This is a genomic window from Sphaerothrix gracilis Ecp01, assembly GCF_030405905.1.
In the GTDB taxonomy this organism is placed as follows: domain Bacteria; phylum Cyanobacteriota; class Cyanobacteriia; order Phormidesmidales; family Phormidesmidaceae; genus Sphaerothrix; species Sphaerothrix gracilis.
On record NZ_JASATW010000046.1, the window covers coordinates 1 to 23,189 of the forward strand.

Annotated in this window: 26 protein-coding genes and 1 pseudogene; 6 read left to right on the plus strand and 21 right to left on the minus strand. The window is 48.0% G+C overall.

What is annotated here, in order from left to right; genetic code table 11:
* Positions 1–221 precede the first annotated feature (221 nt).
* Together QJQ48_RS26220 and QJQ48_RS26225 are read right to left on the minus strand one after the other, a co-directional pair.
* Positions 222–398 carry a hypothetical protein gene (locus tag QJQ48_RS26220; RefSeq protein ID WP_346294197.1) on the minus strand — a complete coding sequence of 59 codons (177 nt, stop codon included), beginning with the start codon at positions 396–398 and terminating at the stop codon, positions 222–224.
* Positions 399–938: 540 nt separating this feature from the next.
* Complete coding sequence (locus QJQ48_RS26225; RefSeq protein ID WP_346294198.1) at positions 939–1,316, minus strand: hypothetical protein; 378 nt, start codon at positions 1,314–1,316, stop codon at positions 939–941.
* A gap of 463 nt (positions 1,317–1,779) precedes the next feature.
* Between QJQ48_RS26225 and parA (QJQ48_RS26230) the strand changes: the two genes are divergently transcribed.
* Both parA (QJQ48_RS26230) and QJQ48_RS26235 read left to right on the plus strand, forming a co-directional pair.
* Positions 1,780–2,415 (plus strand): ParA family partition ATPase, encoded by a 636-nt coding sequence (gene parA, locus QJQ48_RS26230; RefSeq protein WP_346294199.1) that lies wholly within the window; start codon positions 1,780–1,782, stop codon positions 2,413–2,415.
* Positions 2,405–2,683, plus strand: a complete 279-nt coding sequence (locus QJQ48_RS26235; RefSeq protein ID WP_346294200.1) for a hypothetical protein — start codon at positions 2,405–2,407, stop codon at positions 2,681–2,683. The genes parA (QJQ48_RS26230) and QJQ48_RS26235 overlap by 11 nt, the downstream gene beginning before the upstream one ends.
* A gap of 285 nt (positions 2,684–2,968) precedes the next feature.
* Here QJQ48_RS26235 and QJQ48_RS26240 read toward each other — a convergent pair whose 3' ends face one another.
* The 17 genes and pseudogenes from QJQ48_RS26240 to QJQ48_RS26315 all read right to left on the minus strand — a co-directional run bounded on the left by QJQ48_RS26240 (position 2,969) and on the right by QJQ48_RS26315 (position 19,647).
* On the minus strand, positions 2,969–3,595 hold the full coding sequence (locus QJQ48_RS26240) for a tyrosine-type recombinase/integrase (protein WP_346294201.1): 627 nt from the start codon (positions 3,593–3,595) through the stop codon (positions 2,969–2,971).
* Between the two features lie 313 nt (positions 3,596–3,908).
* Positions 3,909–4,970 (minus strand): photosystem II q(b) protein, encoded by a 1,062-nt coding sequence (gene psbA / locus QJQ48_RS26245; protein ID WP_346289621.1) that lies wholly within the window; start codon positions 4,968–4,970, stop codon positions 3,909–3,911.
* Between the two features lie 174 nt (positions 4,971–5,144).
* A complete protein-coding gene (locus QJQ48_RS26250) occupies positions 5,145–6,914 on the minus strand; it encodes a hypothetical protein (RefSeq protein WP_346294202.1) in 1,770 nt (589 codons plus the stop codon).
* Positions 6,915–7,003: 89 nt separating this feature from the next.
* A complete protein-coding gene (gene cpcF, locus QJQ48_RS26255; RefSeq protein WP_346294203.1) occupies positions 7,004–7,831 on the minus strand; it encodes a C-phycocyanin alpha-cysteine-84 phycocyanobilin lyase subunit CpcF in 828 nt (275 codons plus the stop codon).
* Between the two features lie 137 nt (positions 7,832–7,968).
* Positions 7,969–8,829: a C-phycocyanin alpha-cysteine-84 phycocyanobilin lyase subunit CpcE gene (gene cpcE, locus QJQ48_RS26260; protein ID WP_346294204.1), complete on the minus strand. Its 861-nt coding sequence runs from the start codon at positions 8,827–8,829 to the stop codon at positions 7,969–7,971.
* Positions 8,830–8,844: 15 nt separating this feature from the next.
* A complete protein-coding gene (gene cpcD / locus QJQ48_RS26265; RefSeq protein WP_346294205.1) occupies positions 8,845–9,108 on the minus strand; it encodes a rod-capping linker protein CpcD in 264 nt (87 codons plus the stop codon).
* A 96-nt stretch (positions 9,109–9,204) separates the two neighbouring features.
* Positions 9,205–10,083 carry a phycobilisome rod-core linker polypeptide gene (locus QJQ48_RS26270; protein ID WP_346294206.1) on the minus strand — a complete coding sequence of 293 codons (879 nt, stop codon included), beginning with the start codon at positions 10,081–10,083 and terminating at the stop codon, positions 9,205–9,207.
* Positions 10,084–10,157: 74 nt separating this feature from the next.
* Complete coding sequence (locus QJQ48_RS26275) at positions 10,158–10,970, minus strand: phycobilisome rod-core linker polypeptide (RefSeq protein WP_346294207.1); 813 nt, start codon at positions 10,968–10,970, stop codon at positions 10,158–10,160.
* Positions 10,971–11,105: 135 nt separating this feature from the next.
* Entirely contained in the window at positions 11,106–11,594 is a 489-nt protein-coding gene (cpcA, locus tag QJQ48_RS26280; protein WP_346294208.1) for a C-phycocyanin subunit alpha, read from the minus strand.
* Between the two features lie 88 nt (positions 11,595–11,682).
* Positions 11,683–12,201 (minus strand): C-phycocyanin subunit beta, encoded by a 519-nt coding sequence (cpcB, locus tag QJQ48_RS26285; protein ID WP_346294209.1) that lies wholly within the window; start codon positions 12,199–12,201, stop codon positions 11,683–11,685.
* A 445-nt stretch (positions 12,202–12,646) separates the two neighbouring features.
* Positions 12,647–13,405: a phycobilisome rod-core linker polypeptide gene (locus QJQ48_RS26290; RefSeq protein WP_346294210.1), complete on the minus strand. Its 759-nt coding sequence runs from the start codon at positions 13,403–13,405 to the stop codon at positions 12,647–12,649.
* Between the two features lie 329 nt (positions 13,406–13,734).
* Positions 13,735–14,274, minus strand: a complete 540-nt coding sequence (locus tag QJQ48_RS26295) for a phycobiliprotein lyase (protein WP_346294211.1) — start codon at positions 14,272–14,274, stop codon at positions 13,735–13,737.
* 287 nt (positions 14,275–14,561) lie between these two features.
* Positions 14,562–14,672, minus strand: a pseudogene (locus QJQ48_RS28440) (IS66 family transposase); the annotation flags it as partial.
* Positions 14,673–15,307: 635 nt separating this feature from the next.
* A complete protein-coding gene (locus QJQ48_RS26300; protein ID WP_346294212.1) occupies positions 15,308–16,510 on the minus strand; it encodes a replication protein RepA in 1,203 nt (400 codons plus the stop codon).
* A 353-nt stretch (positions 16,511–16,863) separates the two neighbouring features.
* Positions 16,864–18,198, minus strand: coding sequence for a hypothetical protein (locus QJQ48_RS26305; protein ID WP_346294213.1), 1,335 nt, complete (start codon positions 18,196–18,198; stop codon positions 16,864–16,866).
* Between the two features lie 356 nt (positions 18,199–18,554).
* Positions 18,555–18,731, minus strand: coding sequence for a hypothetical protein (locus QJQ48_RS26310; RefSeq protein ID WP_346294197.1), 177 nt, complete (start codon positions 18,729–18,731; stop codon positions 18,555–18,557).
* Positions 18,732–19,269: 538 nt separating this feature from the next.
* Positions 19,270–19,647: a hypothetical protein gene (locus tag QJQ48_RS26315; protein ID WP_346293803.1), complete on the minus strand. Its 378-nt coding sequence runs from the start codon at positions 19,645–19,647 to the stop codon at positions 19,270–19,272.
* Between the two features lie 414 nt (positions 19,648–20,061).
* On the opposite strand from QJQ48_RS26315, the gene QJQ48_RS26320 reads away from it, so the two are divergent.
* The 4 genes from QJQ48_RS26320 (at position 20,062) to QJQ48_RS26335 (ending at position 21,437) form a co-directional block, all read left to right on the plus strand.
* Positions 20,062–20,202: a hypothetical protein gene (locus tag QJQ48_RS26320; protein ID WP_346294214.1), complete on the plus strand. Its 141-nt coding sequence runs from the start codon at positions 20,062–20,064 to the stop codon at positions 20,200–20,202.
* Positions 20,202–20,426: a hypothetical protein gene (locus tag QJQ48_RS26325; RefSeq protein WP_346294215.1), complete on the plus strand. Its 225-nt coding sequence runs from the start codon at positions 20,202–20,204 to the stop codon at positions 20,424–20,426. Before QJQ48_RS26320 ends, QJQ48_RS26325 begins: the two co-directional genes overlap by 1 nt.
* 107 nt (positions 20,427–20,533) lie before the next feature.
* Positions 20,534–21,169 (plus strand): ParA family partition ATPase, encoded by a 636-nt coding sequence (gene parA / locus QJQ48_RS26330; protein ID WP_346294216.1) that lies wholly within the window; start codon positions 20,534–20,536, stop codon positions 21,167–21,169.
* Positions 21,159–21,437, plus strand: coding sequence for a hypothetical protein (locus QJQ48_RS26335; RefSeq protein ID WP_346294217.1), 279 nt, complete (start codon positions 21,159–21,161; stop codon positions 21,435–21,437). The genes parA (QJQ48_RS26330) and QJQ48_RS26335 overlap by 11 nt, the downstream gene beginning before the upstream one ends.
* Positions 21,438–21,723: 286 nt before the next feature.
* On the opposite strand, the gene QJQ48_RS26340 is transcribed toward QJQ48_RS26335, so the two are convergent.
* The gene (locus QJQ48_RS26340) at positions 21,724–22,350 is read right to left on the minus strand and encodes a tyrosine-type recombinase/integrase (RefSeq protein WP_346294218.1); all 627 of its coding nucleotides are present in this window, start codon (positions 22,348–22,350) and stop codon (positions 21,724–21,726) included.
* Between the two features lie 313 nt (positions 22,351–22,663).
* A partial coding sequence (locus QJQ48_RS26345; RefSeq protein ID WP_487247706.1) for a photosynthetic reaction center family protein occupies positions 22,664–23,189 on the minus strand: 526 nt, incomplete at its 5' end.

Here is a 23,189-nt window from a genome sequence, read left to right on the forward strand (position 1 = left end):
AGTGTTTGTCCGGGGGAATTTTTGTTTTTGAGTGGTTTCATACTGCAGAATCAACAGGTAGATGACTCTGAAACCCTACTATGACAGGACGTTCAAACATCTTTCGAGATTCTGCTGAAGCTTTTAGACTTTCCCGCTGTAAGCTTCGTGTATCCACTTAAACCTTGCTTAGTTTGGACTTGATCTGTACCTCCTTACTACTGTTTGCAAGAGGTGAGTGCTTATGAGGACGTTTCTGAACGTTCTTTCTGAGCAAAGTAAAGGTTCAAAGCGTCTTCGATAATGTCGCTGAGCTTGCACTCGCGGTAGACTGCCTCGATCTGAGCCTTCTTTTTAAGAGAGGGCCGCATCCGAATCATCTGATCGCGCCGTTTCTCTACAGGGGTTTCTGTAGTCATCTAGCATCTCCGATTCATCTTTTAGTTCAGACAATCATATGACAATAGAGTACGGGCGATCGCAAGTGTCTACAAAATTCTTTAAACGAGAGCGTAATTGCTCTGCGTTGGGATTGAATCCTAACTTCGCTGGCTGCTCTCTTCGCACTTAGACGAGAAGCGGAGCGGAAGTGCTACGCTCCGTTCGCTGTGTTCTTGCAATGAGCGAGTTTCAAGCCGCCACTAATAACACTGGTCATCGTCCTAACACAGATGTAAGGCAACCGTTAGAAAACGTCTTGGTAGCCCTAAAAGACTACGCACAGACAGTGAAAGAGTTGACTGAGTGGATTGAGCAAAAGCAGTAACAGTTTCAGCAGTAAAGCGATCGCTCCCCTTATTGCCACCAAAAAAGCCCTAGCTAAAAAGACTAGGGCCTTGATGCATCGATGATTGATACAAGGAGCCGTGCATCAAGCTTGTAAAAAGCCCCCGCGCATGAGTCGAGGGCTTTGATGTTGAAGGTGTAGCGTGTAACTCGAACGCTAGCCAATAGAGCGCTTAGATAGCTTTGTTGTTCAGGTGGTCACGACGCAGCTGGTCAAACTTGGTTTCCTCTTTATTGTCCAAGTGCTCAGAGCGCAGCTGATCAAACTTATCAGTGGACTTGTTCAGGTTCTCACGACGCAGGCGGTCGAACTTGGAGAAGTCTTCTTTGTTGTTCAGGTGGTCGCGACGCAGCTGGTCAAACTTGGTTTCCTCTTTATTGTCCAAGTGCTCAGAGCGCAGCTGATCGAACTTATCAGTGGACTTGTTATCAAGATGCTCTTGGCGGGCCTGGTCAATGCGGCTGGCTGATTCGGCGGTGATGGCCTGGGCCGGAGAGATAGCTGCAGCAGAGAGGGCGAGAGAGAAGATAGCGAAGGTGATGCGTTTCATGATTTAGCTCCTTAGTTTGCGTTTTTGACTTCAATCATCTTGAGTCCTACTATGCGGGGCTTCTCTGAGGCTTCTCTGACCGCAACCTGAGAAAGGCTTAACGGGTTCCTGAGAAATCTGAGAGCAAGCTGACTAGCGGCTCATGTGTCTAAAGGTAGGAACCGACAGGGTAGATATCGAGAAGCTGAGAAAGAAAGACGATCACATGCGCAAAACCCCCAGCTTGGTCAAGCTAGGAGCTAGAGTCTTAAGCGTGTTGTTTAGGCGGCGATCGCAGGTTTCGTTACGGCTACAAGTTTATTCGCCTAGGCAAAGCTGGATCTGAGGGTGCTGGGAAAGTTGAAAGGCTTTCGTAAATCCTGAACTACCTTTCACCATAAAATCGCAATAGCAACTTTCTTCAAACACGCTTCACTGCAAATAAGGAAAAACAGATTTGCAGAAATAAAGAAAAACAGAAATCATGATTATCTCAGTCCAGAATCAGAAAGGGGGTGTCGGTAAGACAACTCTAGCGGTTCACATCAGCCACGCCCTAGCGACTAAAGGGGCTTTGGTGCTGCTCGTTGATGCTGATCCGCAAGGCTCGGCGCGAGACTGGGCCGCCGCACGAGAAGATAAGCCACCCTTCAGCGTTGTGGGCTTAGATCGTCCAACAATTCACCGTGACCTACCAGAGATGGCGAAGAACTATGACCACGTCGTAATTGATGGGCCGCCGCGTGTAAGCGAACTGGCCCGCTCTGCGATCGCCGCTGCCGATCTCGTTCTCATTCCCGTTCAGCCTTCACCCTACGATGTCTGGGCCGCTCAAGAAGTGATCGATCTCTTTCGAGAAGCTTCTGTATTTAAGGAAAAACTTAAATCTGTATTTGCGATTAATCGTAAAGTTGTAAATACAGCGATTGGGCGCGATGTGGTGGAAGCGCTGTCTGGGTTTGATATTCCGGTACTGCGATCGCAAGTCTGTCAGCGAGTACCGTTTGCTGAATCAGCAGCCACTGGGCAGACCGTTCTAGAAACCGATCCAAAAGGACAAGCTGCCAAAGAAATCATGGCGCTAGCTGATGAGCTATTGGAGCTGAACAATGGCACGTAAGAAAGTCACCTTTGGATCCCAACCTAAACCTCAAGCAAATCTCGATGATTGGGTAGAGACGCGCGAAGTCCGAACGGAACCAGAGACGCCCCCTACTGATAAGGCTGAACCAATGCCGCCCAAGGCCGAAAAATCCAAGGAAAAGCTCAAGCGCCTAACGCTCGACATACCAGAGTCTCTACACCGGAAGATTAAGGGTAAAGCAGTGATGGAGGGGGTAACGATGATAGAGATGTTGCGGGAGCTGTTGGAAGAGAATTACGGGTAATCGTATTTCTTTACTTACGTATTTACAGAAATAAAGAAATGCAGATATAGAAAGGCGAACGAGTATCTAAATATAGCGCTCAGTATCAGGGTTTGAGAAGCAATGGAACAGAAACCTACGCTAAGGCTGAAACTATTGGTATATAAGGACTTTAAAGACACTGCTTTTCGCCTTCTCAGTCTCAATGAGACGTACTAATTGAACACAGGCCAATTGGTACATAGAGCTAAAGGTGCTTAGCGTAGGTTTTGGGGCATCTACTACTCAAACCCCGCTATCGCCTCATCAAGTCGTAAAGAAGCTCAGCAGCGCATCACTCGCCGCTCGCCGCTCAATATTCAGATAGCTCGTCAACGAGGCCAAGCTCGCGTGCCCGGTAATTTCCATAATCTGTCGCAGCGGCACTCCCGCATCATACAGATGTGTTGCTAGCGATCGCCTAAAGGTATGCGTGCTCACTCCCTCCAAGTCAAGCATGTCACAGGCTTTCCGCAACGCCTTGTCCACGGCGCGAGTGCTGATATACGGGCGCGGGCCTAATTCACCCACCTGCTCAAAGTGGTGGCCGCCGGTGCTATGGCGCTGAATCCGATAGCGCTTGACCGTTGCCCTTGTCCATGTCGCCGCTGGAAAGAGATACCCGGTTGAGGGGAGAGGCGCTGAGGCGATCGCTATCTTTAATTGGGGCACTATCACAACTCCTTTTGTGCGCTCGGTCTTGTGCTGGCGGATCACCACCTTACCGGCGCTGACATCTTCAGCCTTGAGTGAGCAGATTTCGCTGATGCGGCTTCCCGTGTAGTAGGCCAATTGAGTAATCAGAGCGTGCGGAAATTTGAGTTCGCTCCAGAGCCGCTGTAACTGCTCCTGACTTAAAACTTCAGCTTGCCCTTTGCGATTGACCTTCGGCATCTTGAACCCAAACTCTGATAGTTCTTATTCTTTCTGAATAAGAACTTGAGTTTAACCAGTTTTCAGGCGTTTCAGCGTTTTTCCGTAGATTCCGCTAAGAAAATTGCTGACTAATGAGAATCGCTCTCTTTAAAAAGAATAGGAGCGATCACTACAACATCGCTCCCCATCAGCGTTGACACTGTTAACAGCGTTTACAAGTTTGGGCTACCAAAGTAGCGAGCTGCGATTTTGGGCTTTGACGGCAAAAAGCCCCTCCGCGATCGCGGAGGGGCTTCTCAAGCTTTAGAAACAATCAGTCAATCAAGCTGGATTAACCGATGATCTCAGGTGCCTCAGCAGACGCTAGGTCTAGCGGGAAGTTGTGAGCATTGCGCTCGTGCATCACTTCCAGACCCAGGTTCGCACGGTTCAATACGTCCGCCCAGGTGCCAATCACACGACCTTGGCTGTCAATCACTGACTGGTTGAAGTTGAAACCGTTCAGGTTGAACGCCATCGTGCTGATGCCCAATGCCGTGAACCAGATTCCAATCACAGGCCATGCACCCAAGAAGAAGTGCAGCGCGCGGCTGTTGTTGAAGCTGGCATATTGGAAGATCAAACGACCGAAGTAGCCATGAGCCGCCACGATGTTGTAGGTCTCTTCTTCTTGGCCAAACTTGTATCCGTAGTTCTGAGACTCGGTCTCGGTGGTCTCACGCACCAGAGAGGAGGTCACCAAAGAACCGTGCATCGCACTGAAGAGCGCTCCGCCAAACACACCGGCTACTCCCAGCATGTGGAAGGGGTGCATCAGAATGTTGTGCTCTGCCTGAAAGACGAACATGAAGTTGAACGTACCAGAGATACCCAGAGGCATACCGTCAGAGAATGAACCTTGGCCCAAAGGATAAATCAGGAAGACTGCTGATGCTGCTGCTACAGGCGCAGAGTAAGCAACGCAGATCCAAGGACGCATACCCAAGCGGTAGCTCAGTTCCCACTCGCGGCCCATGTAGCAGAAGACGCCAATGAGGAAGTGGAAGATGACGAACTGGTAAGGACCGCCGTTGTAGAGCCACTCATCTAAAGAAGCGGCTTCCCAGATGGGGTAGAAGTGCAGACCGATGGCGTTGCTGCTAGGAACAACCGCACCGGAGATGATGTTGTTGCCGTACATCAGTGATCCGGCTACCGGCTCACGGATGCCGTCGATGTCAACCGGCGGAGCCGCGATGAAGGCGATGACGAAGCAGGTGGTGGCAGCGAGTAGAGTCGGAATCATCAGAACGCCGAACCAGCCAATGTAAAGGCGGTTCTCGGTGCTGGTGATCCACTGACAAAACTGCTCCCACAGGTTAGCGCTTTGGCGCTGCTGTAGTGTCGTTGTCATAATGAATTATTGCGTTTGCGTTGAAACAAATATGTATGCTGGAACAAACAACTAAAGATTTGTTACTTGTCCACTAATGTAACTGTAGCAAAAATATGTCTTTTTGTAAAGTGTTTTTAACAAAATTCTCTATTGTGCCTGACTAAAGATGCTGAAAATATCAAAAAGCAGTCTTCACTCAAGCAAGCTAGATTCCCAAAATGGCTTAATGATAAGCCTCTGCTGTAGCCAGTTATGAACCCATCCTCTTGGCTTTCTCATGTTCTGAGTCAGATCGAGCCATTTAGGATAGGGAGTTGCATACAGACTGACGCCTCCCGCAGTAGCAGTAGCCGGACAAGCGTTATTGTTTTCAGCTGACCAGCCCAATTGCTCAAGAATGGTTAATGCCTGAGTCCATTGCTCGAAAAGCTGTTGTCCCTGCTCAAGATCACTCTCTGCTGCCTGAATAGCATCTGCAGACAAAGCCGCTTTTAACAGGGCACCCACTTCATATTCATATGGATTAGAATCGCTGGCCCGCAGACGCAAGCCCAGCATTAAATACAAAACTAAGCGCAGTATTAACTCATTGCGATAGGCATCAAGTCTCAACAGTGTTAAAGCTACCTGCCCGAATTGCTGAAGAGATTGCCAGGCAGATGCGTCGGATTTCTCTGTAAAATCGGAAATCCACAATCCTGGTCTAATCACAAATCGAATCTCCTTCGAAGATTCAATTCGCCCCGTTGTCCAATCAAATTCGCCAACAGGACTGATTAGAGCTTCCCAAAGCTTACTCACCGGCGTCTGAACAGCCTGCTTAGAACTAGATGGACTATTGAGCCAAACTACCTTTATTAGTAGACAGGAGAGCGCATAAACTAAGCTGGCAATACGGCTACGACAGACTGCGCCTGATTTAGGAGTTCGGCAGTCCCAATCTAAGGCTTTAGCAATCTCGCTGGCAGTGAGTGTGAAAGTGCTTTGCCACGGAGAAGGCTGCTGAGCTGCGTGAGCGGCCAAAATCAGCTGAACCTTTGCCGCATGTAACCCAAATTTGTTGATGATTTGCTCAGTAGCTTCCCAGGGCAAAGTTTTAATTTCACCAGCGCTGGTGATGTAGTGCTCTAAATAGTTGTTGCGATTGTGCTTGGCGTGATAGCGGAAATAGGCAATTCCGCGAGTATCAGACTGCCACAAGTCTGACTGAAATTTGTCTGAAAAAGAAATTTCGCCTGCATCAGTTTCACGGCACAAAATCGGGAAGTCGCTGGCAATTTCTGTAATAGGACCTGTCTGATTTAGTTCTGTCTCTGCAGCCGCTGTCGGAGATGAAACGATATAGGATTTGATTTTGAACTGTCGTTTTAGCGCTGCAACTGACTGGCTTTCAAGATCTAAATCTTGAATGATTTTGAGCGCTAGGGTGTGAGCATAATGCTCTTCAAGATTGTGAATTCGCTGTTCTAAGTTGAATGTATTTGGGCTAAACAAATATTGTTTTAGAATTTGGTTAAATTCTTCCCAGTCTAGAGAATCTAGGAATTCCGCTCCTAAATCTCGCTGTACTTCTTGGGTCGCCCGAAGAACTAGATTAGCCCAAATTTCTTGAGCGATTGTTTGCCAAAGACAATCTTGATCAAACTGTTCTTGAACCAGATTTTTTATATCTGTCAAGATTGTGTCGCTAGTAATCTCCTGATCGAGCTTCTCTCCGTATATTTCGAGTAGCTGTTGATAAAGCTCGACAGCAGTCAGTTCCGACAGACTAGAATGCTGTCTCAGGTATACAGTAATTCCCTGAGCATGTTGCTCAGCAAAAGTTTCTTGTGCAGTACCCTCAGTAGCAGGTAAGGACTGCGATCGCATATATAGAGAATGTGCGCTGTCGCTAATCAACCCTATCTCCTGGTTAGCCTGCCGGCGTTTGTTGCGCTTTGCACAGCAGCGAAAACTATTCACTGCATCATGAAATCGCTCAAGTGGTTCTTGTTCAGCGTAGCTTAGCAGGACTGACCCGATTTGTAACTTGTAATAAAGAAAGCGACAAGCTATCGAGTTTGTTCACCTAGCATATCTTGGATTGCGGCAGCTACAGCTCGAAACTTATATGGGTTGCCTTCTTCCTGACATCGTTCTTGTGCTTTGCGACTGTAGAGCCTTTCCAGCGTTAGCTGCCAGTGGTTGCTTTCTGTCGCATCAACATCGGCTATTTTAAGCTGAATTTCTTCTAGGCTTGGCTGAATTCGCTGTTGGGCCAGCAATGCGCGTGTTTTCACAGCTAGATTAGCATCGGCTTGAGCAATCTGCCCTAGCTGATTTTGAATCTTGATTAGCCAGTTAGGATGCCTGACAAAGACAGCGGCAGCAAACTCCTGTAGCCCAACAACGGCAGCATAGCGGACAACCCATTCAGGATCTTTTTCTACAGCCTGAAAAAGCACGCCCAAAGCCTGCTCTTGGCCAGATATCAGCTTTTCGGGTACCAGCATCTGCCAGCGCAAAATTCCTAGACCTCTCGCCGCAGCTCGGCGTACGCTCATAGAGAAATCATCAATTGCAGCAGTGAGTAAAGTTTCCAATCCTTGCGGATCACCAATACCGGCCAACGCGCGAATGGCCCAAGCTCTGGCACTGTAGTTAGTATTTTCCTGAATTTGCTCTAGCAAAAAGGGAACAGCAACAGAGTCTAGCTTCACAAGTCCTTCTACTGCCGCAACCGAGGCCCCTGGGTTGTTATAGCCCAAAACAGTAATCAAAGTTGGAATGACTGCCTCTGTTCCTGATTGAGACAGTGCCCGTACGGCCTTAATTAACTGATCAGGAGAGGCTGCTTCGTCAACTGCACGAATCAGCTTGAGAACCTGAGTATTTGCCATTCCCTATTGTCCTGAGACTGCTGCCTAGGGCAAAAAAATCCCCATAAGTAGCAATTTAATAACTTACATGACTTGTAAGTAAGCAAACGTTACAAAAAACAGTACTTTTAAGTAGAGAATAATAGGCTGGGCTGCAGCTACAGCAGAGTATCCATCAGCTGCATTACCTGAATTGACTCATGGGAGAGCTGATTTGTATCAGATTGCTGCAGCTCTTTTTCAAGCAAACCCTTTAAAGCAATGAGTTTGAGGCTATTTTCAGCAAGTGTCTCCGCGATCGCCTTAGCGGCGGGTAGATATCCTATTGCGGCTAAATCGGCTAGAGCAGCGCGTCGTAGCTGCAGCTTTTGATGAGATAGGGCCTGAATTAAGCGATCGCCATACTGCTGAGCCTCTTGAGTATCAGAAGCTATCTGGTACAAGGCTCGAGCAGCAGCATATTGGACACGCTCAACCGGATGGTCTAAAAAGGACGCAATCAATGCTTTAGCCTCAATTGCACCCAAAGTACCCAACGCTTCTATAAGCGCATCGTAAGGCTGAATCATAATAGGCTGCTCTGGCGAAGGCTGGGTACCAGGCACTTCGTTTTTGAGTAACTGCATCAGCCTAGGAACACTCTTTTGATTCCCCAGCATCTCTAGAGCCTGAGCTGCAGCTTCTCTGACGTAGAAATCCGAGCAGCCTAGGCTATCTATTAAGGCCGAAACAGCTTTTTGATCGCCCAATTTACCCAGAGCCCGGGCAGCGTTGCGGCGCAGCGGATATCCCCCTGCAACTGTGCGATCGTCTTCATCTGCCAAGGCATCAATTAAAGCTGCGACAGCATGATCGTCATTGATGCGAAAACGACCGAGCCACCAGGCGGCATAGACTCGCAAGCTTAAATCGCTACCTTTGAGATAAGCGATCGCCTGCTCAACTGTTAAAGCATCACCAGCAGCAGCTTTTGCTGAAGATGATGCCCGAGAATTTTCAGAACCTGAATCTGATGCCATAGGATAAAGCGACAGTTAGCCTTCTTCGCTATTTCCTGCAGTTGGGTCAAAATTTACCGGCTCAATACTGACAATTGTGCCACCCATTTGAGTAATGCGCTGCATCTCCTGGTTCATCCGCTCATAGGGAACCGTGATAAAAGTGCTAGCACTAGAGCGAATAGGATATTCCGTTTTATCGGTTTGCTCATTTTGACTCAAACCTGTTACTTCATATCGAAACAGGCGAGAGCTTGACTGAGATCCGCTTCTTCTACCACCCAAAAATTGACCCAACATGCGACTCTTTTTTCTCCAAATAGCTAAGTAGAGAACCTAAAAGGGGAAATTAGATGTTGCTAATTTTCCCCTTTGGTTAAATCAATAGGGAAAAAGCTAAATAGGCGTGATGCTAGCAATCTTGCCGCCCATACGCTGAACTCTCTGCATTTGATTTGAAAGTTCTTCGTAAGGAACTACAAACGACTGGTTGCTGCGACGAACGCGAGGATAACGAGGACCAGAAACACCTGCGACTTCAACCCGGTAAAGCCGTCCGCCTTGGCCTAAAGAGCTGACGCCGCCAAAAGCGCTTTTAGGCGTGACTCCCTGCTTAGAAGGACGATAGCCCCAGCCACCGCCACCTTGAGCAGGCGCTACCACTGATGAGGCTTGGTTGCGGCCGAGTTCTCTAGCTAGGCGAGGCGTTCCGCCTTCAGGCTGGGCACGATCGCTATTGGCATAGCCCCGATAGAGGCGAAACATGCGTGTAAACCCAACTGTCTGCTGGCCTGCACCACCGTTGGTGGTTTCAAAGTCCCGGTAGTACGGCACAATGTTGTCACCAAAGGCACTCTGATATTCCGCAGAATCGATATAAGAGTCGATATCAGCTTCGTATCCCTCGTTTTCGTAGAGATCTAAGTGGTAGACAATTTCTGCTTCATCATAGGGAGCGCGACCCAGCAGATGCTTATAGTTCAGCTCGATAGTACGAGTCTGAAAGCAGTTGTAGAAAAACTTTGACTTGTATAGCTCTGACTTAGCTACCTGGCGTACGAAGTCTTGAACCGTCAGACCTCCGTCACGCAGTAAAGATTCAGCGCTTCCTAAACGCTGAGACTGCATTAGATAATCATTGCCCAAGAGCTGCCGGTAAACAGCGCGAATGACCATCTCGACATCATCACGAGACGCATTAGGACGCAGCTCAACCGGACTAATGTCTCTATAGGCGGTTGTTCCCAACCGAGAGGATTCTGTTGTGATAGCCACTTAAATCTCCTTCGTAATGAATTAAAAATCGAATTCCTGACGATTCTAAAATCTGAAAAGCATCCTCAATGGGCTTAAGCAGAGGTCACGCTGATAATTTTGCTGCCTCTTTTGTTTAGCTCCTGCAGCTTCTTGGAAAGCTGGCTGTAAGGAACTACAAAGTCTCGCGTTCCCTGCCGGACTACTGTTGAGCCTGATGTTGGCGATTGGGCAACTTTGACCCGATAGGTATTGCTGCGATCGCTTCTATTACCACCTGTCAGCGCAGCAGATGACTGGGGTAGGGGAGAAGCCGTGTTTCTAGCTACTTCCCAGATCAACCGTCCTTGCTTTTGATTTTGAGCGCGATCGCTGTTAGCGTAGCCCCGATAAAGCTGGAACAGGCGGCTAAATCCGACCGTTCTCTGACCAATTCCTTGAGTGACAAAGTCGCGGTAGTACGGAACTATGCGATCGCCAAAGCTCTTTTGATATTCTGCAGAATCAATATAAGAATTGATTTCGGCCTCATATCCCTGAGAGCTATAAAGATCGACATGCTCTGCAATCTCCGCCTCGTCATAAGGAGCACGGCCAAGCAGATGCTTAAAATTCAATTCAATAAAGCGAATCTGAAAATTAGGATAAAAAAACTTTTCTCGATATAGTTCTGACTGCGCGATCGCTCGTACAAAATCTCGAACAGTGATATTACCCTGCTTTAACAGAGATTCAGCGCTGCTCAGTCGCTCACTCTGCATCAAATGCTCATTACCTAACACCTGACGATAAGCAGCCCAAATGACAGCTTGCACATCGCCCGCTCCCCAGTTAGGTCGCAGTTCAACCATCTCAGCCTCGTTAAATGGTTGAATACCTAACTTCCCTGCTTCTTTTAAGCTGGCCATAATTATGTTCTCCGCTTGATAAGCAACTTTTGACAGTTTTCTTTCAAACCGGCACCTACAAAACAGCCCGAAAAAACAGGTCTCTTTACTACTTGATGTAGAAGAACAGCTGCTTTTCCGGGCCAAATTAACGCTCTAGCTTAGAGCATTAATTGCGTAGTCGATGTAGGAATTAGCTTCAACAGCAGGGTCACCAGATAGACCGTGGTTAGCCTTGATGTGCTTGAGAGCTTCGATATACCAGCTGGGGGATAGCTCAAAAGTGCTATTGATTTCAGCTAGGCCAGCAATCAGGTACTCGTCCATAGGACCAGTGCTACCAGTGATTAGGCAGTAGGTGATCATCCGCAGATAGTAGCCGATGTCCCGAACGCACTTGTCCTTACCGCGCTGGTCAGCTGCATACTGAGGTCCCTGCATCTGGGTCGTGTAGGGAAACTTCTGGTATACCGCTTGAGCAGCACCATCTGCCAATTGCTGAGCCTTATCTGCTAAGGACTTAGCTGCAGTGAGGCTGGCTTCCGCCTGGCGAATGCGGCCAAAAGCAACTTGGAACTCAGTGGGGCTGAGGAAACGGCCTTGGGAATCTGCTGCTGCAACAGCTTCAGTTAAAGGGGTTTTCATGATTTTAATCTCTCCTACTCTCTCAAATTGATTCAATCAGTTAGACTTCGCTCTCGCTAATAGTCAGTCAAACTAAAGATAGTCAGACTTAGCCAACTGCTGATGCAGCGCGATCGAAATAGCCAGACAGCTCAGACATGAGAGAGCTGCAGTCACCTTGAGTGATGTTGTTGCGATCGTTAGCAATACCAATAGCGGCATCCTTCATCTTTTGAATGCCAGTTGCAGTGGAAGCACCAGGAACACCTAGGGCAACATAGGTCTCACGTAGACCATTCAGGCAACGATCATCAAGAACGCTGGCGTCGCCAGTGAACATTGCATAGGTGACATAGCGCAGGATGATTTCCATGTCGCGGAGGCAAGCAGCCATCCGGCGGTTGGTGTAAGCATTTCCACCAGGAGAAATTAGCTGGGGTTGCTCCTCAAACAAAGAACGAGCAGCATCAGCAACGATGGAAGAAGCATTGCTGGTGATCCGGTTAACAGTGTCTAGGCGCTTATTGCCTTCTTTAACCATGTTCATCAGAGCGTCTACCTCAGAAGAGGAAACGTATGCGCCTCTGGTATCAGCTTGAGCAACAACCTTTGCGTATGCGTCGAGCATAGGTAACTAGCCTCCTAGTTGGTTTCGATTGGGTAGGGTTATTGAAAAATGAAAAGCTTAATTAAGTTAATGCCAAATTTACTCAGCTTAGATGAGAGCAAATTGAGCAATTTTCAGGTCAAAAACCTGTTGTTTATTTCTTAAAGCCCTTCAGGAACCATTTATACAACGCCATGAAGGTGCTAATTGTTAAAAATTATTAGAAAGCGGTCTTTTTTTACAAAAAGTTACGAAAGCTAATAACAGCCCGCAAAAGACACTCAAAACGAATCGAAAAATTAAGAAAAAATTAAATTATTTGATAGCAACAATTTTGCTTGAAAGCACGAAAAAGCGCCTTTGCAAATTAAGCAAATGAGTAGCTAGATCAGCCCTGAGAACTCATAGGCAGCTAGCATCACCCTCTGCACATTTGCAAAAGCGCTAAAAACATCTAAAGCCGTTGTTAGGAAAGTTTCCGGTAAGGAACAGCCTTTTGATAATCGACATTCATCGCAGAGAGCTGTTGGGGAGTATTGCTCCTGGGCCGAATACTTTGAGCCATTGACAGGAACTGGGACGGATCTCCCTCCCGAGCTTGCTTCTCTTGAGGGCGGAAGCGCCGCACCTGAGTCTGCCAGATAGGCTGAGGAAAGCCCAGTTTGGCCCGAAAATAGGCATCGTATCGAGGCGACTTAATATTGATTGGGCGTTCTCCTTCCTCACGAGAAGGTAGAACTCGACGACGCTGATAGGGTACCGTATTGTACCCAAAGTTATTGATGTACTCTTCGCTGTTGAGTAAAGCGTCTGCAAAGCCTTGAAGACCCTTAGTCGCAATCACGATAGACCAGGCAATTTTCTCCTGCTCGTTGTAAGGGTCTCGTCCCAAAACGCGCTGAATGCACTGTTCAACGAAACGATAATTACTATTTTTCTCGTAAAAACTATCTCGGAAAGTCTTAGACAGCATGAGCCCGCGAATAAAGTCTCGGACGGTAATCTGACCCGTGCGTAATTGAGACTCTAAAGCAACTTCGCGATCCCATTTGAAAGCATAGAAGAACATCTGACGATAAGCCGCTTCAATCAGATTGTCCATCTCTGTTCCGGAGAGGATATTGTCAGTTGAGTAAACTTTAGGTTGATCATCTCCAGGAACTACATATCCCTCAACGCGCTGATTTTGACTAGCTGGGGAGTACTCTAATAGAGGAATAGCCACGCCTACGCAAGCTCCTTGATCCGTATGAAACCGTATAAATTCATCCCAATCATAGGGGAATGAACGTCTCTGGCTGCGTCAGCTCTGATAAAACGTTACAGATCTTGTGGATAAGTGTAGCTTTTTTCTAATTTCGATTTTGGCTTTTGCCAGCACTTATGCTGTAGTCTAAAAGCCAAAATCGTCTGACAGAAAGAGTTTCAGAGATAGTTAAGGCTAATACCCTTCAACAAAGGATTAATCTCGCCGCGCACAAAACGAAACATTTGTTTACTTTTTGGGTAAACAAATGTAACTAACCAGGCGAAAGTAACCTACCAGCTCTTTACTCAAGCAGTCCGCTTTTCTAAATATTGGCCGATCATTTGTTCTTCTCCAGCTCGCGAGATGATTGTCTGCCGCGTTCTATAACCAGAACCAATTAGCTTAATTTCTTCTTCAAAGGCTGATCCACCATACTCAGTCTTAAGGCACATGGTCTTGGGAGTTCGCATATAGAACTGGGCGCAAACGGGCTTAGAAGTAGCAAAGCCGCGATCGCGATACAGTGTAGTGCCAGAAACGCCAAAGATGGTAGACCCCGTCAGCGTTTTGGCACTGGGTCCCTTATAGTTGCTCTCCCATGACGTGAAAGCTCCACAGACTAATTTTGAAGAGTTTTCTAGCTGATGCATCTGGGCCAGATTCAAAAGCTCAGAACTTTCCTGCTTTAGGAAACGAATTGTTAGATAGCTAACAACCTCTTGAATCTCGTCATTGTGCAACGTGTAGTAACGACGCTCAGAACGCCAGTTTCCTTCACAAAGTTGAAAAAACTCTTTAACGAGTAGCTCGGACGATTGCTCAACCGTGTTAATAAACGCAGTCATCAAAAACTTCCTGGGTTCCTTTGGCTCTAAGTCAAACAAACGCAATATTTTTTTACATTTCGCCTATATTAAAGCAAAAGCAGGGTTTGTACCAACCGCCTAAGGTCGACAATCTGGTCTTCATAATTTACTTGTTGGCCAAGCCAAGGAAAAGCTCCAGTCACCGCGACTGGAGCTTTTAGCGTTCGCTTAGGCAACCCGATTTTGTAGTCTCAGGGTCTGGGTGACTTGCTTGATGAACGAGTTGCCTTGCTGTGACAAGTAGCTGTCAATGAAGCCGAAATGCTCTAACTGGTAGCGCCTATCAAAGTTTTACTGCCGCAGAAAAGTTTGCGACTGATGACGGCAGGTTGCAGCTGCCGCTCGGCCAGATTGTTGGTTGCCTCAACCTCTGGAAAGTTGGCGAAGGTTGACGAGTGGTCTCACTGCTTAGCCAACTCTTTGCCGCTTTTCCAAGACAGTCGAGAGCTTTGAAGTATGTGTTCTGTCAATGCTTGTTTTTTGGAGGAATGCCTTAAGCATTCCTCTTGTTAACCTCTGAGCAAAGTTGCGGAAGGCGGTCAAGGGGGCTGGAGCGAAGCAGAAGCCCTTGCGAAGCCCTTGACCGCCTTCCGCAACTTTGCAATTCCGCTTTGAGTTTTCCACAGAAAAGCTGCGCGTAACTAAAGGTGTTTTTAAAACTAAAGGTGTATTAAAGGATATGTGTACCAATTCAGCGTAAGAATGTGTACCAATTCAGCGCTGTTTTGATCCTAATGTGTACCAATTCAGCGTTCGTATGTGTACCAATTCAGCGCTGTTTTTTGTGGAAAAAGTCATAATGTGTACCAATTCAGCGCTGTTTTTTGTGGAAAAAGTCGCAATGTGTACCAATTCAGCGTTGAAAAGAAATAATTCTTAACAAGTTTTCCACAAACAGAAATCCGGAGGGTGAGTGTATGATCAGACCCACCTATTTGGGAACGCGGGGGTCAAGGGCTTTGGAATTCAGCGATTGCTCAGAGGAAAAGATTTTAAGTTCAGAACTTGGGATTCAAGATTCAGATTGGATTTTCTTGCGTACAAAGCCTAGAAATGCTCGACCTAGGTGTTTTGGTACTCCTTTGCTTCGGACGTAATTGTAAAATTGCTCTTCCATGTCAGCGATGTCCCAGTCAGTCTCTTGCATCAACTCAGTTGCTTTGCCTAATGTCTTGGCCGATAGCCGTAGAGATTCAGGGATTTCATCACCCTTATCCTCTGAGCTTATGGAGGCGGGAAGAGTAGACTTCTCTAACTTTCGTGGAGCTGACGCTGTCTTTATGGCAGAAACCGCTAGTTGGCCAGGTTTGACAGCGATTCCCCCTTTGAACGTTTCAACTTCAAGGCCTGGAAAAACGATCTTGACCTTGTTGAGAGCTTCCATCATCTTCCGGCTGAAATTTCGCAAATCGCTATATTCGGCTCCAAACTGGTTGTGCAGCGATCGCCATGAAACCTTTCGAGCTTTCTTTCGAGCATTGCTACGAAATGACTCATGGGTCAGCCAGGCATAAAGATCGAGTGCTAAAGCCGAACCTTTGAGACGTTGCAAAGCATTCATATCAACTGGGATGGGATGGGCAGTCACAGCCCTGAAGAAATCCTCACTCAGCTCAACCCAGTTCTCCCAAAGCGTCGGCTGCTCAGCTAAATTGTGATGCCACCACATCATGCCCTTAGAGGCTATTTGCAGATCGTGCCAGCTTGCTTGCTCATCATCTCGGTATTCAAAGCTAATGCGTGCTCTAAAAAGCCGCTCCATTTGGTCGCGAAGTCGAGCTGCATCGCTGCGCTTGCCTCCTCGAGAGGAATCAAGCCCGAGCTTGCCCATGAACTCAGCTAATGAACCACCCACCTCTAAACGCCTGCTGCCGGTCTTGAGCGCTTCTGTCATGAGCCAGAAAATTAAAAGCCGAGGAATCGTTCCATACGGATAGCCGAAAGATTGATTTTTCCAGCTATCCCAACCCGGTTGAATTACTAGTGCATAGTTGCCGTTTACTCGGCTCCAAGCAGGAATATCACCAGGATTTCTATGAGGTAATGTTGCCTGCACCATTTCTCGACTAATAAAGGCCTTCTCAGGCTCATACTCAGTCTCACGAATTTGTACTGCGAAGTTTAGAAGCTTACTCTGTGACGGTGTGAGCATAAGCGAAAATTCAGTCATCGTATTAGGTGACAATTGCACAGAAATCAGAACTTTGACATACATCTTCTGCCGCTGCGTTTCACAAGGTTGAATTACCTCATCTCAGTAGTAGTAGCTGGTGGTGAGGTTCTTACGCTTCTTGTTGCCGATGCGCTCCTCTAGCCAGCCGCAAGATTGACCTTTCGGGCTGAGCGATCGCGCCAGCGATCGCTAGCCGCTCGCTGATTGAAAAGCTAGTGCTGCTCACCCACGCGAAAAACGACCTAACCCGGTTCAGCTATTTCCAACGCTCCCGTTTCGCCTGTATAGCTGACAGCGATCGCCCACCTTGGCCTAAGAAAGTAGCGGACACAGATTTTCGATTTCGTAGGAGACCACCTCTGGCAGTACCGCAAGTTGTAAGCCACAGAGGGGCGTCATGATGCCACCTCCACAGGTTCACCAATCTCTCGCAGTAGCTCTAGCAGCTCATAAAGCTGGTCGTCTATCAGCGACGACAGCTCACGTTTGACAAACCACTGATACAGGCGTTCTGAAAACGTTGCCTCAGACCAGCCTAGACGGCTAATTTCAGCGTCTACGGCCACTAACAAAGGGGAAAGGTCATTGAATAAGGTTTCAGACGCTTCCTGGAACAATCTAGGCTGATAGGCAATTACCTCTGATCCGGGCGGTGCTAGATCTGCTGGAACTGGATTCAACTTGGCTTTTAGCTCATCCCAGGACAAGCTTTTTAACTCATGCCAGCGATACGGCTGCCCGCCTGAGGCATACACCCACTGCACGTCATCAATTATCTGGCCGCCTAGCACTTCACAGTCCTGCCGCTTGGCCTCATCAAACCACTGGCTAAACCTTAGATTCTGCTTTGTCTCCGGCTCCCAAGCTTCTAAGATGGCCCGCTCCAAGAAGCGAGTCGGATAGCGTACTGTTTCAGACTTCTCCACCAAAGTGGTCACGGCTTGCTCTAAGCGATCGGGATGAGCCGCGATCGCCTGTTTCAGCTTGCGATCGCCAAAGTTGACGCCTATTTTTTTCGCTCGCCATAGAATTTTCTCGCGGTCATTAGAGGTATCAGGGACAGTCTCTCGCTTTGTTGTAAGGGGCCTTTGACAACTTTCTTCTTCTGTTAGCTTGACGGGCGATCGCTGATCAGCAATTTTTTCTTGATCAACCTCTTTGGGCTTCTGGTTATTTTCCTCAAAACACACACTCGGTTGCGGTTTTAAAGTGTCTGGATCTGTTTGAAGAGTCTGAAGAGTATGAGGCGATCTAGACGCTAGAGCCTGCGGGGGTTTTGGCGATCGATTTTCGCAATTTTGAGAATCGAGTCTCAGTTCTGCGAAAGTTTTCTCATTTTTGAGACTGGTGTCGCATTTTTGAGACAACTTTCTCATTTTTGAGACTGGTGTCGCATTTTTGAGACTATTCTCTCGTCCGAGTAAATTACGAAACCTGATGTCACCCACCTGAAAATCGATCAGGTCATGCTCTTGCAGCTTGGCGATCGCTCGGTAGAACGTTGCTTTAGAAATCTCAACTTCGGCTAAAACTTCCTTTAGCGTAGGGAGCTGAACATAGCGATCACCGAAGGGATCGAGGGTTGTGAGATAGCTCCACAGCTCCCACTCTGAGCGAGTTAGCTTGGCTTTGCGTAGCTTCCGGGCTACCTCTGGGGTGAACTGGTAGTATCGAGTTTTTTCGACAATAGGGCCATTTTGCGGAGTTGCTTCCGCCCGATTTTGAGTCATAATGAACATAGTCATAATAGCCACCGCAAATGGCGGCCTTCAATAATGAGTGGTTTCTACAGGAGCGGTGGATTTCCTTCTAGGTGTGTGCGGTTCTAATGTCGCACTGTTTGAAGGATTTTCAGATTCTCTCGGAGTGTTTGTCCGGGGGAATTTTTGTTTTTGAGTGGTTTCATACTGCAGAATCAACAGGTAGATGACTCTGAAACCCTACTATGACAGGACGTTCAAACATCTTTCGAGATTCTGCTGAAGCTTTTAGACTTTCCCGCTGTAAGCTTCGTGTATCCACTTAAACCTTGCTTAGTTTGGACTTGACCTGTACCTCCTTACTACTGTTTGCAAGAGGTGAGTGCTTATGAGGACGTTTCTGAACGTTCTTTCTGAGCAAAGTAAAGGTTCAAAGCGTCTTCGATAATATCGCTGAGCTTGCACTCGCGGTAGACTGCCTCGATCTGAGCCTTCTTCTTAAGAGAGGGCCGCATCCGAATCATCTGATCGCGCCGTTTCTCTACAGGGGTTTCTGTAGTCATCTATCATCTCCAAGTCATCTTTTAGTTCAGACAATCATATGACAATAGAGTACGGGCGATCGCAAGTGTCTACAAAATTCTTTAAACGAGAGCGTAATTGCTCTGCGTTGGGATTGAATCCTAACTTCTCTGGCTGCTCTCTTCGCACCTAGACGAGAAGCAGAGCGGAAGGGCTACGCTCCGTTCGCTGTGTTCTTGCGATGGGCGAATTTCAAGCCGCCACTAATGACACTGGTCATCGTCCTAACACAGATGTAAGACAACCGTTAGAAAACGTCTTGGTAGCCCTAAAAGACTACGCACAGACAGCGAAAGAGTGACTGAGTGGATTAAGCAAAAGCAGTAACAGTTTCAGCAGTAAAGCGATCGCTCCCTTATTGCCACCAAAGAAGCCCTAGCCAAAACGACTAGGGCCTTGATGCATCGATGATTGATACAAGGAGCCGTGCATCAAGCTTGTAAAAAGCCCCCGCGCATGAGTCGAGGGCTTTGATGTTGAAGGTGTAGCGTGTAACTCGAACGCTAGCCGATAGAGCGCTTAGATAGCTTTGTTGTTCAGGTGGTCGCGACGCAGCTGGTCAAACTTGGTTTCCTCTTTATTGTCCAAGTGCTCAGAGCGAAGCTGATCAAACTTATCAGTGGACTTGCTCAGGTTCTCGCGGCGCAGGCGGTCGAACTTGGAGAAGTCTTCTTTGTTGTTCAGGTGGTCGCGGCGCAGTTGGTCAAACTTGGTTTCCTCTTTGTTGTCCAAGTGCTCAGAGCGAAGCTGATCGAACTTATCCGAGGACTTGTTATCGAGATGCTCTTGGCGGGCCTGGTCAATGCGGCTGGCTGATTCGGCGGTGATGGCCTGGGCCGGAGAGATAGCTGCAGCAGAGAGGGCGAGAGAGAAGATAGCGAAGGTGATGCGTTTCATGATTTAGCTCCTTAGTTTGCGTTTTTGACTTCAATCATCTTGAGTCCTACTATGCGGGGCTTCTCTGAGGCTTCTCTGACCGCAACCTGAGAAAGGCTTAACGGGTTCCTGAGAAATCTGAGAGCAAGCTGACTAGCGGCTCATGTGTCTAAAGGTAGGAACCGACAGGGTAGATATCGAGAAGCTGAGGAAGAAAGACGATCACATGCGCAAAACCCCCAGCTCGATCAAGCTGGGAGCTAGAGTCTTAAGCGTGTTGTTTAGGCGGCGATCGCAGATTTATGCAAGAATCAACGCGCTCAAAGCTCAAAATCCTAGCTAGCCCCTTTCAAAATTGGGGTGAAGTCTTACGTCAATCAAGCTGTATTAGGTTGCCTCGATGAAATGTATCGGCTAATCACTTGGGAGGGGCTAATGACTGAAGAAGCCGTTGAGCAAGTTGCTGGAGCCACCGAAACAAGTATTGAGGCAGTACTATACAAAACACCAGACAACGGCACCATACAAAAGAAGGAGTGGTTTGGTGATGCGATTGCCCCGGCAGAGCCACCCTAGTGACCACTATCGAGCAAGCACTGCAGCAAGGTGAACCTCTAGCCCGGTATGAACTATTAGACCGAACTGTAGAGCGGGGATGGTGGTTGCCGACCAGTGAGCTAGCTGCCCTTCTAGGACTGAGTACGTTGAGTGGTCAGGAATTCGAGCGTTACGGCTACAAGTTTATTCGCCTAGGCAAAGCTGAATCTGAGGGTGCTGGGAAAGTTGAAAGGCTTTCGTAAATCCTGAACTACCTTTCACCATAAAATCGCAATAGCAACTTTCTTCAAATACGCTTCACTGCAAATAAGGAAAAACAGATTTGCAGAAATAAAGAAAAACAGAAATCATGATTATCTCAGTCCAGAATCAGAAAGGGGGTGTCGGTAAGACAACTCTAGCGGTTCACATCAGCCACGCCCTAGCGACTAAAGGGGCTTTGGTGCTGCTCGTTGATGCTGATCCGCAAGGCTCGGCGCGAGACTGGGCCGCCGCACGAGAAGATAAGCCGCCCTTCAGCGTTGTGGGTTTAGACCGTCCGACAATTCACCGTGACCTACCAGAGATGGCGAAGAACTATGACCATGTCGTCATTGATGGCCCGCCGCGTGTAAGTGAGCTGGCCCGCTCTGCGATCGCCGCTGCCGATCTCGTTCTCATTCCCGTTCAGCCTTCGCCCTACGATGTCTGGGCCGCTCAAGAAGTGATCGACCTTTTTCGAGAAGCTTCTGTATTTAAGGAAAAACTTAAATCTGTATTTGCGATCAATCGTAAAATCGTGAATACAGCGATTGGGCGCGATGTGGTAGAAGCGCTGTCTGGGTTTGATATTCCGGTGCTGCGATCGCAAGTCTGTCAGCGAGTACCGTTTGCTGAGTCAGCAGCCACTGGGCAGACCGTTCTAGAAACCGATCCAAAAGGACAAGCTGCTAAAGAAATCATGGCGCTAGCTGATGAGCTATTGGAGCTGAACAATGGCACGTAAGAAAGTTACCTTTGGATCCCAACCTAAACCTCAAGCAAATCTCGATGATTGGGTAGAGACGCGCGAAGTCCGAACGGAACCAGAGACGCCCCCTACTGATAAGGCTGAACCAATGCCGCCCAAGGCTAAAGAATCCAAGGAAAAGCTCAAGCGCCTAACGCTCGACATACCAGAGTCTCTACACCGGAAGATTAAGGGTAAAGCAGTGATGGAGGGGGTAACAATGATAGAGATGTTGCGGGAGTTGTTGGAAGAGAATTACGGGTAATCGTATTTCTTTACTTCCGTATTTACAGAAATAAAGAAATACAGATATAGAAAAGCGAACGAGTGTCTAAATCTAGCGCTCAGTATCAGAGTTTGAGGAACAATGGAACAGAAACCTACGCTAAGGCTGAAACTATTGGTATATAAAGACTTAAAAGACACTGCTTTTCGCATTCTCAGTCTCAATGAGACGTACTAATTGAACACTAGGCCAATTGGTACATAGAACTAAAGGTGCTTAGCGTAGGTCTTGGGTCATCTACTACTCAAACCTCACTATCTCCCTATCAAGTCGCAAAGAAACTCAGCAGCGCATCACTCGCTGCCCGTTGTTCAATATTCAGATAGCTCGTCAACGAGGCCAAGCTCGCGTGCCCGGTAATTTCCATAATTTGCCGCAGCGGTACCCCCGCATCATAGAGATGCGTTGCTAGCGATCGCCTAAAGGTATGCGTGCTCACTCCCTCCAAATCAAGCATGTCACAGGCTTTCCGCAACGCCTTATCCACGGCGCGAGTGCTGATATGCGGGCGCGGGCCTAATTCACCCACCTGCTCAAAGTGATGGCCGCCGGTGCTATGGCGCTGAATCCGATAGCGCTTGACCGTTGCCCTTGTCCATGTCGCCGCTGGAAAGAGATATCCGGTTGAGGGGAGAGGCGCTGAGGCGATCGCCATCTTTAACGGGGGCACTATCACAACTTCTTTTGTGCGCTCGGTCTTGTGCTGGCGGATCACCACCTTACCGGCGCTGACATCTTCAGCCTTGAGTGAGCAGATTTCGCTGATGCGGCTTCCCGTGTAGTAGGCCAATTGAGTGATCAAAGCGTGCGGAAAGTTAAGTTCGCTCCAGAGCTGCTGCAACTGCTCCTGACTTAAAACTTCAGCTTGCCCTTTGCGATTGACCTTCGGCATCTTGAACCCAAACTCCGATAGTTCTTATTCAGAAAGAATAAGAACCTGAGTTTAATCAGTTTTCAGGCGTTTCAGCGTTTTTCCGTAGATTCCGCTAAGAAAATTGCTGACTAATGAGAATCGCTCTCTTTAAAAAGAATAGGAGCGATCACTACAACATCGCTCCCCATCAGCGTTGACACTGTTAACAGCGTTTACAAGTTTGGGCTACCAAAGTAGCGAGCTGCGATTTTGGGCTTTGACGGCAAAAAGCCCCTCCGCGATCGCGGAGGGGCTTCTCAAGCTTTAGAAACAATCAGTCAATCAAGCTGGATTAACCGATGATCTCAGGTGCCTCAGCAGAAGCTAGGTCTAGCGGGAAGTTGTGAGCATTGCGCTCGTGCATTACTTCCAGACCCAGGTTCGCACGGTTCAATACGTCCGCCCAGGTGCCAATCACACGACCTTGGCTGTCAATCACTGACTGGTTGAAGTTGAAACCGTTCAGGTTGAACGCCATCGTGCTGATACCCAATGCCGTGAACCAGATTCCAATCACAGGCCATGCACCCAAGAAGAAGTGCAGCGCGCGGCTGTTGTTGAAGCTGGCATATTGAAAGATCAAACGACCGAAGTAGCCATGAGCCGCCACGATGTTGTAGGTCTCTTCTTCTTGACCAAACTTGTATCCGTAGTTCTGAGACTCGGTCTCGGTGGTCTCACGCACCAGAGAGGAGGTCACCAAAGAACCGTGCATCGCACTGAAGAGCGCTCCGCCAAACACACCGGCTACTCCCAGCATGTGGAAGGGGTGCATCAGAATGTTGTGCTCTGCCTGGAAGACGAACATGAAGTTGAAC